We start from the raw sequence: 12,871 nt of genomic DNA, 5'->3' as shown, positions 1-12,871 counted from the left end.
GGAACCGCCGACGTGCGGGGCCGATGCCCCGGCTGGTATACGGCCAATAGGACTTGCCCACTTCTGGTCGCACCGGTGCGATTCCTATACTCGGAACCTCCATTCCCGCTCGAAGGTTCCTACAGACGATGTCCTCGACTCCACTCGACACCACCCGGCTCGCCGCGATCAACGCGATGGCGAAGGATCAGTTCGTTCAAGCCCTCGGCGACATCTTCGAGCACTCGCCGGACATCGCCGAAGACGCATGGGCCGCGCGCCCGTTCGCTTCGGTCGACGCACTGCACGACGCGATGATGGCCAGCATCCGCGCGCGCGGCATCGACGCGAAAAAGGCGTTCTTCGATCGCCACCCCGAACTGTCTGCACAGGCGGTGCGCGGCGGCGGGCTGACGCATGCATCGGTCAGCGAACAGACGAGCGCCGGCCTCGATGCACTGACCGACGACGAGGAAATCCGCCTGCAGCGGATGAACCGTGCGTATCGCGAGCAGCACGGCTTCCCGTTCATCATCTGCGTGCGCCACTACACGAAGGCCGGCATCTTCTTCGAACTGGAGAGCCGCACGTCGCGCGAAACCGCATTCGAACTCGACTACGCGCTGAACCAGATCAAGGCAATCACGCGCCGCCGGCTCGACGCGCGCGTCGCGTGACGCGCAACGCATCCGTTCGCTGAAACGAGGGCCGAAGCGGCATGCGCGTCGGCCCTCTCTCCATATGGCCCCAACCCGGAGCGCGTCGGCCCCGGGGCCAGCGGCAGCGCGGCCGCCGCCCGCCGCAACCTTGCCAGTCGGATCAAACCAGTCCATAATCCGGCTCTTTCCGGTTGGCTGAACGGGAAATCCTTCAGGATCAACGGCTTGACGGCGTATCGCCGCTCCCGTCGCCACGTTCCGCAACCGCGCGCCCAGCCGCCTCGTCGAAGGCGGCTTTTTTGTACCGCGCAGGCGCGTCCCGCGCGCCCGATGCCCTCGCCCGCAACCGAGCCTTTCTCTGTACCGATGATGCACGACGATCCGAACGAAGCCGGCCTGCCGCCGCACGACGACGCCATTCCCGACGAAGCCGCCGAAGGCGCCGACGCAGTCAACCCGCTGCACCACCGCCGCATCCGCAGTTTCGTGACGCGCGCCGGCCGCGTGTCGACCGGCCAGCGCCGTGCGCTTGACGACCTTGGCCCGCGCTTCGTCGTCCCGTATGCGCCGGAGATGCCCGACTGGGATGCCGTGTTCGGCCGCAAGGCACCGCGCATTCTCGAGATCGGTTTCGGGATGGGCGCATCGACCGCGGAAATCGCCGCGCATCGTCCGGGCGACGATTTCCTCGGCGTCGAAGTGCATGAGCCGGGCGTCGGCGCGCTGCTGAAGCTGATCGGCGAGCAGGATCTGCCGAACATCCGCATCATCCAGCACGACGCGGTCGAGGTGCTCGAGCACATGCTCGCGCCGGAAAGCCTCGACGGCGTGCACATCTTCTTCCCCGATCCGTGGCACAAGGCGCGCCACCACAAGCGCCGGCTGATCCAGCCGCCGCTCGTCGCGCATCTCGCATCGCGCCTGAAGCCGGGCGCCTACCTGCATTGCGCGACCGACTGGCAGAACTATGCGGAGCAGATGCTGGAAGTGCTCGGCGCTGAACCGACGCTCGAGAACACGGCTGCCGACTATGCGCCGCGCCCCGACTACCGTCCGGTGACGAAGTTCGAACGGCGCGGGCTGCGGCTCGGCCACGGTGTGTGGGACCTGGTGTTCCGCAAGCGCGCAGGCTGAATCGCACCGCCCCGCGCGGGATAAAAAAAAGCCCGACCGGCCTCTGCCGATCGGGCTTTTTTCATTGGAGACGCAGCGGCCTCCGTGCCGGCCTTACGCCCAGTTCAGCCAGCCGCTATAACCGACCAGCAGCACGAACAGCCCGAACGCGATCCGGTACCACGCGAACACCGTGAAATCGTGCGTCGCGACGTAGCGCAGCAGCCAACGCACGCACACGAAGGCGCTGACGAACGCCGCGACGAGCCCCAGCGCGAACAGGCCGAGCGAATCGACGGTGAACGCCTGCCAGTCCTTCACGGTTTCATAGAGCGTCGCGCCGAAGATGATCGGGATCGCGAGGAAGAACGAGAATTCGGTGGCCACGCGCCGGTCGAGACCGAACAGCATCCCGCCGATGATCGTCGAGCCCGAGCGCGACATGCCGGGCACCAGTGCGAAGCACTGCGCGATACCGACCTTCAACGCATCGAGCGGCGTCAGCGCATCGACCGACATCACGCGCGGCGGCTCGCGGCGTTCGCGCTGCCGCGCCTCGGCCCACAAGATGATCGCGCCGCCCACGACGAGCGCGAACGCGACGGGCACCGGCGAGAACAACACGGCCTTGATCTTCTTCTCGAACAGGAGGCCGAGCGCGATCGCGGGAATCGTCGCGATCGCGACGTTCAGCGTGAAGCGCCGCGCGTCGGGCCGGCTCGGCAGCCCGGACACGATGGATGCGATCCGTTGCCGGTATTCCCAGCAAACCGCGAGAATCGCGCCGAACTGGATCACGACGTCGAAGGTCTTCGCGTGCGAATCGTTGAAATTCAGGAAGCTGCCCGCGACGATCAGGTGACCGGTGCTCGACACCGGCAGGAATTCCGTCAGCCCCTCGACGACGCCGAGGATCAATGCCTTGCAGATCAGGATCCAGTCCATCCGTGGCCCAACTCCGAAATGGTCGAAAGAAAGGGCCACTCTTCCACGCGCGGCCCGCCCGGCCGCGCCCGGTCCGTCGTCACTTTTCGACGATCGCCACGCGTATGCCGTTTGTAAGAATCGTAATTGTACCGGGTTCGTAGTTCACCCCGGCAAATTGCAGCTGTTCGGGCTTGAACGTGTAGATCGGATAGTTGGTCAGCAACTGCGTCGCGAGCAGGCCGGCTGCGGCGCCGACCTGTTGCGCGTACATCTGCGCGTCGCCGTCGAGCACGAGGCTGTCGACGGCCGGCGCCTTCAGCACGACCGAGCGGCTCGGGGCGTCGTACGCGAGCTGGCCGGACACCGTGAACTTGCCGCTGACGGGCGCACGCAGGAACGGGCTCGTGAAATGCGCGTCGAGCTGCACGGCGACGCGGTTCTGGTCGGGCAGCAGGTTGACGGCCGGGTTCGCGAGCGCCACGTCGACGACCTGCGCGACCGTCTTCTGGTACGGAAACTTGCGCCCGACGGCCTTCTGCACGTCGCCGCGCGAGAACGTGTAGTGATCGGGGATGAACGGGAACGTCGACGCGCAGGCGGCAAGCGAGATGCACACGCCGACGGCGCCGATGGTTGCGGCGAGAAAACGGCGCCGGCCGGGCGCGCGGGGTGCGGTCATGCTGAACTCTCTCCTGGATGCGCCGGCCGCGTCGCGGCCTCGAGGCGCGTGAGCCATGCGAGCGCGTCGTCGCGCGACGCGCCGCACATGTCGGCGGACGGCTGCAGCCCGGAACAGCACGCGGGGCGCTCGGGCCGGCCGAAGATCATGCAGCGCAGGTCGTCGCCGAGCTGCACGCAACGCACGCCGGCCGGCTTGCCGCCGGGCATGCCCGGAATCGGGCTGGAAATCGACGGCGCGATGCAGCACGCGCCGCAGCCCTCGCGGCACGCGTGCGGCGGAACATCGGCGGGCGCCGGGCGGACAGGCAATTCGACGGACACTCGGCTCTCTCGACAAACAACACAAACGGTGCGGCAACCGGACGCGGTGTCCGGCAGCCCCACCCCGCATTGTGCCATCGCCGGCTGCGACGTTATTACACAATGCAGCCGAATCGCGCGTTTATATACTCGAAAGCATCTAAAAAGCGCGAGACCGTCATGAGTTCTGGTTCTGCCGACACAATGTTCCGTCCCGATTTGCTCGCGAAATACGGCGCGAACGGGCCGCGCTATACGTCGTACCCCACCGCGCTCCAGTTCCGCGACGAGTTCGACCCGGCCGACTACGTCCGCGCGGCCAGCGACCCCGGCGCGTCGTCGAGCGATCTGTCGCTGTATTTCCACATCCCGTTCTGCAACACCGCATGCTTCTACTGCGGCTGCAACAAGATCGCGACCAACAACCACCGCCGCGCCCGCCCGTATCTCGAGCAGCTCAAGCGCGAGATGGCGCTGCAAGCGGCGTTGTTCGATCCGTCCCGCCCCGTCACGCAGCTGCATTGGGGCGGCGGCACGCCGACTTTCCTGTCCGACGACGAAACGGCCGAGCTGATGGCGGCCACCCGCGAGCACTTCGCGCTCGCGCCGGACGCCGACGCCGAGTTCTCGATCGAGATCGACCCGCGCACGGTCACGCCGGCGACGCTCGTGCACTTGCGCACGATCGGCTTCAACCGGCTGAGCCTCGGCGTGCAGGATTTCGATCCGGCCGTCCAGCAGGCGATCAACCGCATCCAGCCGCTCGCGATGACGGCCGACCTGCTCGGCGCCGCGCGTGCGACGGGCTTCCATTCGGTGAGCGTCGACCTGATCTACGGGCTGCCGCACCAGACCGTGGCCGTGTTCGCGCGCACGCTCGAGACGATCATCGAGCTCGCGCCGGATCGCCTGTCGGTGTTCGGCTACGCGCACATGCCGCACCTGTTCAAGATGCAGCGGCAGATCGACGATGCGATGTTGCCGCCGCCCGAAACGCGCATCGCGCTGCTCGGCCTCGCGATCGACATGCTGACGTCGGCCGGCTACGTGTACATCGGGATGGACCACTTCGCCCGCCCGTCCGACGAACTCGTGCGCGCCCAGCAGAACGGCACGCTGCAGCGCAACTTCCAGGGCTACAGCACGCGCGCGGATACCGATCTCGTCGGCTTCGGCGTGTCGTCGATCGGCAAGGTCGGCGACGTCTATGCGCAGAACGCGAAGGATCTGCCCGCCTACGGCGCCGCGCTCGACGCGGGCCGGCTGCCGATCGCGCGCGGCGTGCGGCTCACGCCCGACGACCGGCTGCGCCGCGACGTGATCACGCAACTGATGTGCAACCTCGAGCTGCCGTTCTCGCATGTCGAGGCCGCGCACGGCATCCGCTTCGCCGATCATTTCGCGCGCGAGCTCGACGCGCTGCGCCCGTTCGAACGCGACGGGCTGCTGACGATCGCGCGCGACCGCCTGACGATCCATCCGGCCGGCCGGATGGTCGTGCGCAACATCGCGATGGCGTTCGACGCCTATCTCGGCCAGACGCCGCGGCAACGCTACTCGCGCACCGTTTGACGCCCGCGCCGGCCGCACGCGGGCGGCCGGTTTGATACAGTGTGGGGCTTACGCTCCGCCAGAACCCGCACGATGCGCACCACCAAAGCGACCTACGCGGTCGAACGCCTGAAGACCCGCTCCGGCAACCCGCAATTCGCGGCCGTCGCGATGGCGGGCGGCCTGTTCTATCTCGTCGACCGTTCCGGCGGCACCGCCGAGAAGCGCTGCGAGCCGCTGCCGCTCGACGAGTTCGTCAAGTTCGTCGACGAATTCGGCCCCCAAAAGCCGCGCAAGGCGAGCAAGCTCGACCTCGCGTTCGAGGCGCAGATCAAGAAGAGCAAAGGGTAAAGGTCTGTTGCAGGCCGCCTGAAGGCTTCGCGGCCGCCCCGTTTGGTACAATCACGAAGTTTCTCTATCCCCGCTGATGGCCGACCAGGCTGCGTGACCACACCATGAATATCGAAAACGCGCGTTTCAACATGATCGAACAGCAGATCCGGCCGTGGGACGTGCTGGATCTGGACGTCCTGGGCCTGCTGTCGATCGTCAAGCGTGAAAACTACGTTCCGGCCGAATACCGCGATCTCGCGTTCGCCGACCTCGAACTGCCGCTGCCCGGCGGGTCCAGCAAGATGCTGTTCCCGCGCGTCGAAGCGCGCGTGCTGCAGGAGCTGACGGTCAAGAAGCACGAAAACGTGCTGCTGATCGGCGCGGGTTCGGGCTACCTGACCGCACTGTTCGCCCATCGCGCACAGCACGTGACGGCCGTCGAGATCGATCCGGCGATCGCGAAGTTCGCGGAAGACAACCTGCGCAACGACGGCGTGACCAACGCGGAAGTCGTGCTCGGCGACGGTTCGCGCGGCTGGGCCGGCAAGGCGCCGTACGACGTGATCTGCGTCACGGGCGGCCTGCCCGTCGTGCCGCAGGAGATGCTCGAGCAACTGAAGGTCGGCGGCCGCCTGTCGGCATTCGTCGGCGGCCGTCCGGTGATGAAGGCGCAGATCATCACGCGCATCGACGACAAGCAGTACCGCGTCGCCGACGTGTTCGAAACGTACATCGACCACCTCGTCAACGCGATCGAGCCGTCGCGCTTCAAGTTCTGAGCAGCGGAGCCCCCATGCAGATCCTGACGCCCGCGATGCTCGCGGAATGGCTCGGCGATTCGGCGCGCCCCGCGCCGGTCGTGCTCGACGTGCGTGAACCGTGGGAAATCTCGACCGCGCAGATCGCCGGCAGCGTATCGATCCCGATGCAGCAGATTCCCGCGCGCAGCGAAGAGCTCGACGACGAAGCGGAAATCGTCTGCGTGTGCCATCACGGCATGCGCAGCGCGCAGGTCGCGATGTTCCTCGAATCGCGCGGCTTCACGAAGCTGTACAACCTGCAAGGCGGGATCGACGCGTGGTCGCGCGACGTCGACCCGTCCGTGCCGCGTTACTGACCTTTCCCGCGGCGCATCGCGCGCCGCCTCGCCGTCGGCACGCTGCCGCCGGCCACACTGATCCGCCGAACGGGCACGCATCGCGTGCCCGTTGTTCTTTTCGGCCCTGCCTCGTTTCCTTCCGCCCACCGCCGATGACGCGCAACGGCGCCGCACCCCGGCCGTGCACCATTTGCGCCCGCGAGCCTGCACCGCAACGGACCGCGCATGCTGCACGACGCATCATCCGCACCGCCCCGGCGCCCGCTGACCTGCCGCACAGGCACGCCGGGCGTGCATTCGCGCGACTGGCACATGCCTTGCGTTACACGATGGCCGGCGCCGCCATGGCGCACGCACATCCAACACGACAAGGGGATCCCGATGAAACGTCGCAGTCTGTTGAAGTTCGGTTCGATGGCCGGCGCGCTCGCGCTGGCGGGCAAGAGCCCGTTTGCGCAAGCGGCCGATGCGGGCACCGGCCCGATCAAGGTCGGCATCCTGCATTCGCTGTCGGGCACGATGGCGATCTCGGAGACGTCGCTGAAGGACACCGCGCTGATGACGATCGCCGACATCAACAAGAGCGGCGGCGTGATGGGCCGCAAGCTCGAACCGGTGGTGGTCGATCCCGCGTCGAACTGGCCGCTGTTCGCCGAGAAGGCGCGCCAGCTGCTCACGCAGGACAAGGTCGCGTGCGTGTTCGGCTGCTGGACGTCGGTGTCGCGCAAGTCCGTGCTGCCGGTGTTCGAGGAGCTGAACGGTCTGCTCTACTACCCGGTGCAATATGAAGGCGAGGAAATGTCGCGCAACGTGTTCTACACGGGCGCCGCGCCGAACCAGCAGGCCATTCCGGCCGTCGAGTACCTGATGAGCGCGGAAGGCGGCGGCGCGAAGCGCTTCTTCCTGCTCGGCACCGACTATGTGTACCCGCGCACGACCAACAAGATCCTGCGCGCGTTCCTCAAATCGAAGGGAGTGAAAGACGCCGATATTCAGGAGGTCTACACGCCGTTCGGTCACAGCGATTACCAGACCATCGTCGCGAACATCAAGACTTTCTCGCAGGGCGGCAAGACGACCGTGATCTCGACGATCAACGGCGACTCGAACGTGCCGTTCTACAAGGAACTCGGCAACCAGGGGATCAAGGCGACCGACGTGCCGGTCGTCGCGTTCTCGGTCGGCGAGGAAGAGCTGCGCGGGATCGACACGAAACCGCTCGTCGGCCACCTCGCCGCGTGGAACTACTTCATGTCGGTGAAGAACCCGACCAACACGAAGTTCAAGGACCAGTTCGCCGCGTGGGTAAAGGCGAACAACCTGCCGGGCGGCGCGAAGCGCGTGACCAACGATCCGATGGAAGCGACCTACGTCGGCATCCACATGTGGAAACAGGCCGTCGAGAAGGCGAAGAGCACCGACGTCGACAAGGTGCGCGTCGCGATGATCGGCCAGACCGTCGCCGCACCGTCGGGCTTTACGCTCGCGATGGACGGCAACCATCACCTGCACAAGCCGGTGATGATCGGCGAGATTCGCGGCGACGGGCAGTTCAACGTCGTGTGGAAGACGAAGACCGCCGTGCGCGCGCAGCCGTGGAGCCCGTTCATTGCCGGCAACCAGGGCAAGCCGGACATCGTCACGTCGATCCCGGCGTTCCTGCGCCGGCAGCGTGCGGCACTGGCCTGACGCGATGTGGCGCGTCGCGCATCACGCGTGACGCGCCGTCCCCATGCCGATGCGCCCGCCGCGCCGGCCGCGGTTGCCGTCACGAACCGCCCGCGCCGGTGCAGTACCGCCCGAATCCGCTTCCTCAAGCCCGACAGGATTTCCCGATGCCTACACGCTTTCGCCGAGCCGTTCGCGCGATCGCGGCGTGCGCCGCCCTCGCGGGCATGCTGCCGCACGCCGCGTTCGCGCTGACGGCGGCCGATACCGCCGCGCTCGCCGGTGACGACTTCGACGCGAAGACATCCGCGATCGAACGCCTCGCCGCCGATGCCGATCCGCGCGCCGTCGCGGTGCTCGATGCACTGTCGAACGGCGACGCGCTCGCGACCGCCGACGGCCGCCTGCTGATCCAGACCGGCGACACCGCGCACGATGCGCTCACGCAGGTCGTGACGCCGGCCGGCGACGCGCAGCCGGTGATGCTGAACAACCTGCTGCGCACGAAGATCGCGGGCGCGCTGTCGGGCCTCGCGCTCGCATCGCCCGACGTCGCCGCGCGACGCGACGCGATCGATGCGCTACTGAAGTCGCCCGACCCGGCGCTCAAGCCGATGATCGAGCGCGCCCGCGCGAAGGAAACCGATCCCGCGCTGAAGCGCCGCCTCGACGCACTGTGGGCGATCGCCGCGCTGCACGACGCCGATCCGGCAAAGCGCCTCGAAGCCGTGCAGGTGGTGGCCACACGCCGCGATCTCGACATGATCGAACAATTGCGCCCGCTCGTCGCGAAGAACGCCGACGGCAGCTACGCGGAACCCGACGCGCGCGTGCGCGACGCCGCGCAGCAAGGGCTCGACGCATTGCATACGCTGCAGCGCCGTGGCGAGATCGTCGGCACGCTGTTCGCGGGCCTGTCGCTCGGCAGCGTGCTGCTGCTCGCCGCGCTCGGCCTCGCGATCACGTACGGGCTGATCGGCGTGATCAACATGGCGCACGGCGAATTCCTGATGATCGGTGCGTACGCAACCTATGTGGTGCAGACGCTGATCCAGCGCTACGCGCCTGGCGCGTTCGACTGGTACCCGCTCGTCGCCGTGCCCGTGTCGTTCGTGGCGGCCGCGCTCGTCGGCATCGTGCTCGAACGGCTCGTGCTGCGGCACCTGTACGGCCGCCCGCTCGAAACGCTGCTCGCAACGTTCGGCGTGAGCCTGATCCTGATCCAGGCGACGCGCATGCTGTTCGGCGCGCAGAACGTGCAGGTCGTGAACCCGTCGTGGATGAGCGGCGGTGTACCCGTGATGCAGAACCTGATCCTGCCGTACAACCGGCTCGCGATCCTCGCGTTCGCGCTCGCGGTGGTGTTCGTCGCGTGGGCCGTGCTGACGAAGACGCGGCTCGGCCTGTTCGTGCGCGCGGTCACGCAGAACCGCCGGATGGCCGCGTGCGTCGGCGTGAAGACCGCACGCGTCGACGCGTATGCGTTCGCGTTCGGCGCGGGCATCGCGGGCCTCGGCGGCTGCGCGTTATCGCAGATCGGCAACGTGGGCCCCGATCTCGGCCAGAACTACATCATCGATTCGTTCATGGCCGTCGTGCTCGGCGGCGTCGGACAGATCGCCGGCACCGTGCTCGGCGGCTTCGGGCTCGGCCTCGCGAGCAAGGCGATCGAACCGTTCTGGGGTGCCGTGCTCGCGAAGATCGCGGTGCTCGTGATGATCGTGCTGTTCATCCAGAAACGCCCGCAGGGCATGTTTGCCCCGAAGGGCCGCAGCGCGGAGGCTTGACGTGACTTCCTTCACCGACTCGATATCGAACCCGGTTTCCGGCTCACCGAAGCCCGCTGCCGCCGCGCGCGCGGCGGACGGCTTCGCGCTCGGCCTGCCGCCCCGCCCCGCGCTGCTGTCGCGCCGCGCGTGGCTCGCGCTCGTCGCGCTGTGCATCGCGATCGGCATCGGCGTGCCGCTCGCCGCGCTCGTTGCGCCCGAAGCGAGCGCGTTCCATCTGTCCGCGTACGCGATGACGCTCGCCGGCAAGCTGATGTGCTATGCGATCGCTGCGCTCGCGCTCGATCTCGTGTGGGGCTACTGCGGGATCCTGAGCCTCGGCCACGGCCTGTTCTTCGCGCTCGGCGGCTATGCGATCGGCATGTACCTGATGCGCGAGATCGGTCGCGACGGCAAGTACGGCAGCGACCTGCCCGACTTCATGGTGTTCCTCGACTGGCACCAGTTGCCGTGGTACTGGAGCGGCACGCAGCATCTCGCATGGGCGCTCGCGCTCGTCGTGCTGGTGCCGGCCGTGCTCGCCTGGGTATTCGGCTTCTTCACGTTCCGTTCGCGCGTGAAAGGCGTTTACCTGTCGATCATCACGCAGGCGCTGACGTTCGCCGCGATGCTGCTGTTCTTTCGCAACGAGACGGGCTTCGGCGGCAACAACGGCTTCACCGACTTCAAGCGCATCGCGGGCTTCGCCATTACCTCGCCCGGCACGCGCACGGTGCTGTTGCTGCTGACGTTCGCGACGCTGGTGCTGGCGTTCATCGCCGCGCGCGCGATCGTCACGAGCAAGCTCGGGCGCGTCGTCACCGCGGTGCGCGACGGCGAGACGCGGCTGATGTTCCTCGGCTACAGCCCGCTCGCGTACAAGCTGTTCGTGTGGACCGTGTCGGCCGTACTGTGCGGCATCGCGGGCGCGCTGTATGTGCCGCAGGTCGGCATCATCAACCCCGGCGAGATGTCGCCCGGCAACTCGATCGAAATGGCGATCTGGGTCGCGGTGGGCGGGCGCGGCACGCTGATCGGGCCGATCGTCGGCGCATTCGCGGTGAACGGCGCGAAGAGCCTGTTTACCGCGTACTTCGCCGAATACTGGCTGTTCTTCCTCGGCCTGATCTTCGTGCTCGTGCCGCTGCTGCTGCCGCGCGGGATCATGGGTCTCGTCGAAACCTTGATCGCGAAGGGGAAACGCGCATGAACGGAACGGCCCTGTACCAGTTCACGCCGCCGCTCGAGGACGAACTGCTGACCGTCAGCGGCACCGCGTCGATGGGGCGCGTCGTGCCGCCCGGCATCGACACGTCGCACGGCACGATCCTGTACCTCGAAGATATCGAAGTGAGCTTCGACGGCTTTCGTGCCTTGAAGAAGCTGTCGCTCGCCATCGACGCAGGCGAGCTGCGCTGCGTGATCGGCCCGAACGGCGCGGGCAAGACGACGATGATGGATGTCGTCACCGGCAAGACGCGCCCCGACGCCGGCAGCGTGTTTCTCGGCCAGACGCTGGACCTGTCGCGGATGAGCGAGCCCGAAATCGCGCGCGCGGGCATCGGCCGCAAGTTCCAGAAGCCGACCGTGTTCGAGCAGCATCCGGTCTGGGAAAACCTCGAGCTCGCGATGCAGACCGACAAGGGCTGGCTCGCGTCGCTGCGTGCGCGGCTCGACCGCACGGCACAGGCGAAGATCGAGGAGACACTCGCGCTGATCGGCCTCGAAAGCCATGCGTATCGTGCGGCCGGCGAACTGTCGCACGGGCAGAAGCAGCGGCTCGAGATCGGCATGCTGCTGATGCAGCGCCCGGCGCTGCTGCTGCTCGACGAGCCGGCGGCCGGGATGACCGATCACGAAACGATGGAACTTGCCGAACTGCTGAACACGCTGCGCGGCACCTGCTCGATGATGGTCGTCGAGCACGACATGGAATTCGTCGCGGCGCTCGCGGGCGACACGGGCCGCGTGACGGTGATGGCCGAAGGCGCGGTGCTCGCGCAAGGCACGCTCGACCAGGTCAAGCGCGACGACGCGGTGATCGAGTCTTATCTCGGACGATGATGCGATGCTGAAGATCGAAGCACTGAACCAGTACTACGGCGGCAGCCATATCCTGCGCAACGTGAACCTCGCCGCCGACGACGGCAAGCTCACCGTGCTGCTCGGCCGCAACGGCGTCGGCAAGAGCACGTTGCTGCGCTGTCTGATGGGCGTCGTCGCCGCGAAGAGCGGCAGCGTGTCGTGGCGCGGCACGGCACTCGGCGCACTGCCGCCGTATGCGCGCGTCGCGGCCGGGCTCGCGTACGTGCCGCAGGGCCGCGACATCTTTCCGCGGCTGACCGTCGAGGAAAACCTGCTCGTCGGCGCGGCGAGCCGCAAGGCGCCGTCGAAGGTGCCAGACCGCATCTACGACCTGTTTCCCGTGCTGAAGGACATGCGCGCACGGCGCGGCGGCGACCTGTCGGGCGGCCAGCAGCAGCAGCTCGCGATCGGCCGTGCGCTGATGAGCGAGCCGCAGTTGCTGATCCTCGACGAGCCGACCGAAGGCATCCAGCCGTCGATCATCCAGGACATCGGCCGCACGCTGCGCCAGCTCGTCGACGAATCGCGGATGACCGTGCTGCTCGTCGAACAGTATTACGACTTCGCGCAATCGATCGCGGACAACTACTGGGTAATGAGCCGCGGCGAGATCGTCGCGGGCGGCGATGCGCACGACATGGAGACGAACGGCGTGCGCGAACTGATCGCGGTGTGACGCGCGGCACGGCGGTAGGCACGGCGACGGACAT

14 protein-coding genes are annotated in these 12,871 nt (G+C 67.3%); 11 read left to right on the top strand and 3 right to left on the bottom strand.

Translation table 11 applies throughout. The features are described from left to right. Nucleotides 1–128: 128 nt before the first annotated feature. Both uraD and trmB read left to right on the top strand, forming a co-directional pair. Nucleotides 129–656: a 2-oxo-4-hydroxy-4-carboxy-5-ureidoimidazoline decarboxylase gene (gene uraD / locus OHZ10_RS04500; protein ID WP_342703758.1), complete on the top strand. Its 528-nt coding sequence runs from the start codon at nt 129–131 to the stop codon at nt 654–656. A 348-nt stretch (nt 657–1,004) separates the two neighbouring features. Beyond that, nucleotides 1,005–1,772 carry a tRNA (guanosine(46)-N7)-methyltransferase TrmB gene (gene trmB / locus OHZ10_RS04495; RefSeq protein ID WP_059235706.1) on the top strand — a complete coding sequence of 256 codons (768 nt, stop codon included), beginning with the start codon at nt 1,005–1,007 and terminating at the stop codon, nt 1,770–1,772. A 93-nt stretch (nt 1,773–1,865) separates the two neighbouring features. Here trmB and OHZ10_RS04490 read toward each other — a convergent pair whose 3' ends face one another. From OHZ10_RS04490 to OHZ10_RS04480, 3 genes are all read right to left on the bottom strand, one after another. Continuing rightward, nucleotides 1,866–2,696 (bottom strand): undecaprenyl-diphosphate phosphatase, encoded by an 831-nt coding sequence (locus tag OHZ10_RS04490; RefSeq protein ID WP_174994386.1) that lies wholly within the window; start codon nt 2,694–2,696, stop codon nt 1,866–1,868. A gap of 79 nt (nt 2,697–2,775) precedes the next feature. Beyond that, nucleotides 2,776–3,357 carry a DUF1439 domain-containing protein gene (locus OHZ10_RS04485; protein WP_059235712.1) on the bottom strand — a complete coding sequence of 194 codons (582 nt, stop codon included), beginning with the start codon at nt 3,355–3,357 and terminating at the stop codon, nt 2,776–2,778. Then, nucleotides 3,354–3,680, bottom strand: coding sequence for a YkgJ family cysteine cluster protein (locus OHZ10_RS04480; RefSeq protein ID WP_226196932.1), 327 nt, complete (start codon nt 3,678–3,680; stop codon nt 3,354–3,356). Before OHZ10_RS04480 ends, OHZ10_RS04485 begins: the two co-directional genes overlap by 4 nt. Before the next feature lie 159 nt (nt 3,681–3,839). On the opposite strand from OHZ10_RS04480, the gene hemN reads away from it, so the two are divergent. The 9 genes from hemN (at nt 3,840) to urtE (ending at nt 12,837) form a co-directional block, all read left to right on the top strand. Beyond that, nucleotides 3,840–5,231: an oxygen-independent coproporphyrinogen III oxidase gene (gene hemN / locus OHZ10_RS04475; RefSeq protein ID WP_059235714.1), complete on the top strand. Its 1,392-nt coding sequence runs from the start codon at nt 3,840–3,842 to the stop codon at nt 5,229–5,231. Between the two features lie 72 nt (nt 5,232–5,303). Then, nucleotides 5,304–5,561, top strand: a complete 258-nt coding sequence (locus OHZ10_RS04470; protein ID WP_059235716.1) for a hypothetical protein — start codon at nt 5,304–5,306, stop codon at nt 5,559–5,561. A 104-nt stretch (nt 5,562–5,665) separates the two neighbouring features. Further along, the gene (locus OHZ10_RS04465) at nt 5,666–6,322 is read left to right on the top strand and encodes a protein-L-isoaspartate O-methyltransferase family protein (protein ID WP_059235717.1); all 657 of its coding nucleotides are present in this window, start codon (nt 5,666–5,668) and stop codon (nt 6,320–6,322) included. A gap of 14 nt (nt 6,323–6,336) precedes the next feature. Next, entirely contained in the window at nt 6,337–6,660 is a 324-nt protein-coding gene (locus OHZ10_RS04460; RefSeq protein ID WP_059235719.1) for a rhodanese-like domain-containing protein, read from the top strand. Between the two features lie 363 nt (nt 6,661–7,023). Continuing rightward, on the top strand, nt 7,024–8,331 hold the full coding sequence (gene urtA / locus OHZ10_RS04455; protein WP_059235720.1) for an urea ABC transporter substrate-binding protein: 1,308 nt from the start codon (nt 7,024–7,026) through the stop codon (nt 8,329–8,331). A gap of 146 nt (nt 8,332–8,477) precedes the next feature. Then, nucleotides 8,478–10,097 carry an urea ABC transporter permease subunit UrtB gene (gene urtB, locus OHZ10_RS04450; protein WP_342703752.1) on the top strand — a complete coding sequence of 540 codons (1,620 nt, stop codon included), beginning with the start codon at nt 8,478–8,480 and terminating at the stop codon, nt 10,095–10,097. Nucleotide 10,098: 1 nt separating this feature from the next. Then, on the top strand, nt 10,099–11,286 hold the full coding sequence (gene urtC, locus OHZ10_RS04445; RefSeq protein WP_342703750.1) for an urea ABC transporter permease subunit UrtC: 1,188 nt from the start codon (nt 10,099–10,101) through the stop codon (nt 11,284–11,286). Further along, nucleotides 11,283–12,140, top strand: a complete 858-nt coding sequence (gene urtD / locus OHZ10_RS04440) for an urea ABC transporter ATP-binding protein UrtD (RefSeq protein WP_059235724.1) — start codon at nt 11,283–11,285, stop codon at nt 12,138–12,140. The genes urtC and urtD overlap by 4 nt, the downstream gene beginning before the upstream one ends. A 4-nt stretch (nt 12,141–12,144) precedes the next feature. After that, nucleotides 12,145–12,837 carry an urea ABC transporter ATP-binding subunit UrtE gene (gene urtE, locus OHZ10_RS04435; RefSeq protein ID WP_059235726.1) on the top strand — a complete coding sequence of 231 codons (693 nt, stop codon included), beginning with the start codon at nt 12,145–12,147 and terminating at the stop codon, nt 12,835–12,837. Nucleotides 12,838–12,871 lie beyond the last annotated feature (34 nt).

This window comes from Burkholderia arboris, assembly GCF_038723655.1.
Classification (GTDB): domain Bacteria; phylum Pseudomonadota; class Gammaproteobacteria; order Burkholderiales; family Burkholderiaceae; genus Burkholderia; species Burkholderia arboris.
The sequence above is the reverse complement of the archived record's forward strand: the minus strand, read 5'-3'. Positions and strand labels throughout refer to the sequence as shown.

Excerpts from the sequence above, each read along its gene's own strand:
- urtE (WP_059235726.1), top strand. The coding sequence starts at position 12,145 with ATGCTGAAGATCGAAGCACTGAACCAGTACTACGGCGGCAGCCATATC.
- OHZ10_RS04465 (WP_059235717.1), top strand. The coding sequence starts at position 5,666 with ATGAATATCGAAAACGCGCGTTTCAACATGATCGAACAGCAGATCCGG.
- OHZ10_RS04470 (WP_059235716.1), top strand. The coding sequence starts at position 5,304 with ATGCGCACCACCAAAGCGACCTACGCGGTCGAACGCCTGAAGACCCGC.
- OHZ10_RS04460 (WP_059235719.1), top strand. The coding sequence starts at position 6,337 with ATGCAGATCCTGACGCCCGCGATGCTCGCGGAATGGCTCGGCGATTCG.
- urtD (WP_059235724.1), top strand. The coding sequence starts at position 11,283 with ATGAACGGAACGGCCCTGTACCAGTTCACGCCGCCGCTCGAGGACGAA.
- urtB (WP_342703752.1), top strand. The coding sequence starts at position 8,478 with ATGCCTACACGCTTTCGCCGAGCCGTTCGCGCGATCGCGGCGTGCGCC.
- urtA (WP_059235720.1), top strand. The coding sequence starts at position 7,024 with ATGAAACGTCGCAGTCTGTTGAAGTTCGGTTCGATGGCCGGCGCGCTC.
- uraD (WP_342703758.1), top strand. The coding sequence starts at position 129 with ATGTCCTCGACTCCACTCGACACCACCCGGCTCGCCGCGATCAACGCG.
- OHZ10_RS04485 (WP_059235712.1), bottom strand. The coding sequence starts at position 3,357 with ATGACCGCACCCCGCGCGCCCGGCCGGCGCCGTTTTCTCGCCGCAACC.
- OHZ10_RS04490 (WP_174994386.1), bottom strand. The coding sequence starts at position 2,696 with ATGGACTGGATCCTGATCTGCAAGGCATTGATCCTCGGCGTCGTCGAG.
- hemN (WP_059235714.1), top strand. The coding sequence starts at position 3,840 with ATGAGTTCTGGTTCTGCCGACACAATGTTCCGTCCCGATTTGCTCGCG.
- trmB (WP_059235706.1), top strand. The coding sequence starts at position 1,005 with ATGATGCACGACGATCCGAACGAAGCCGGCCTGCCGCCGCACGACGAC.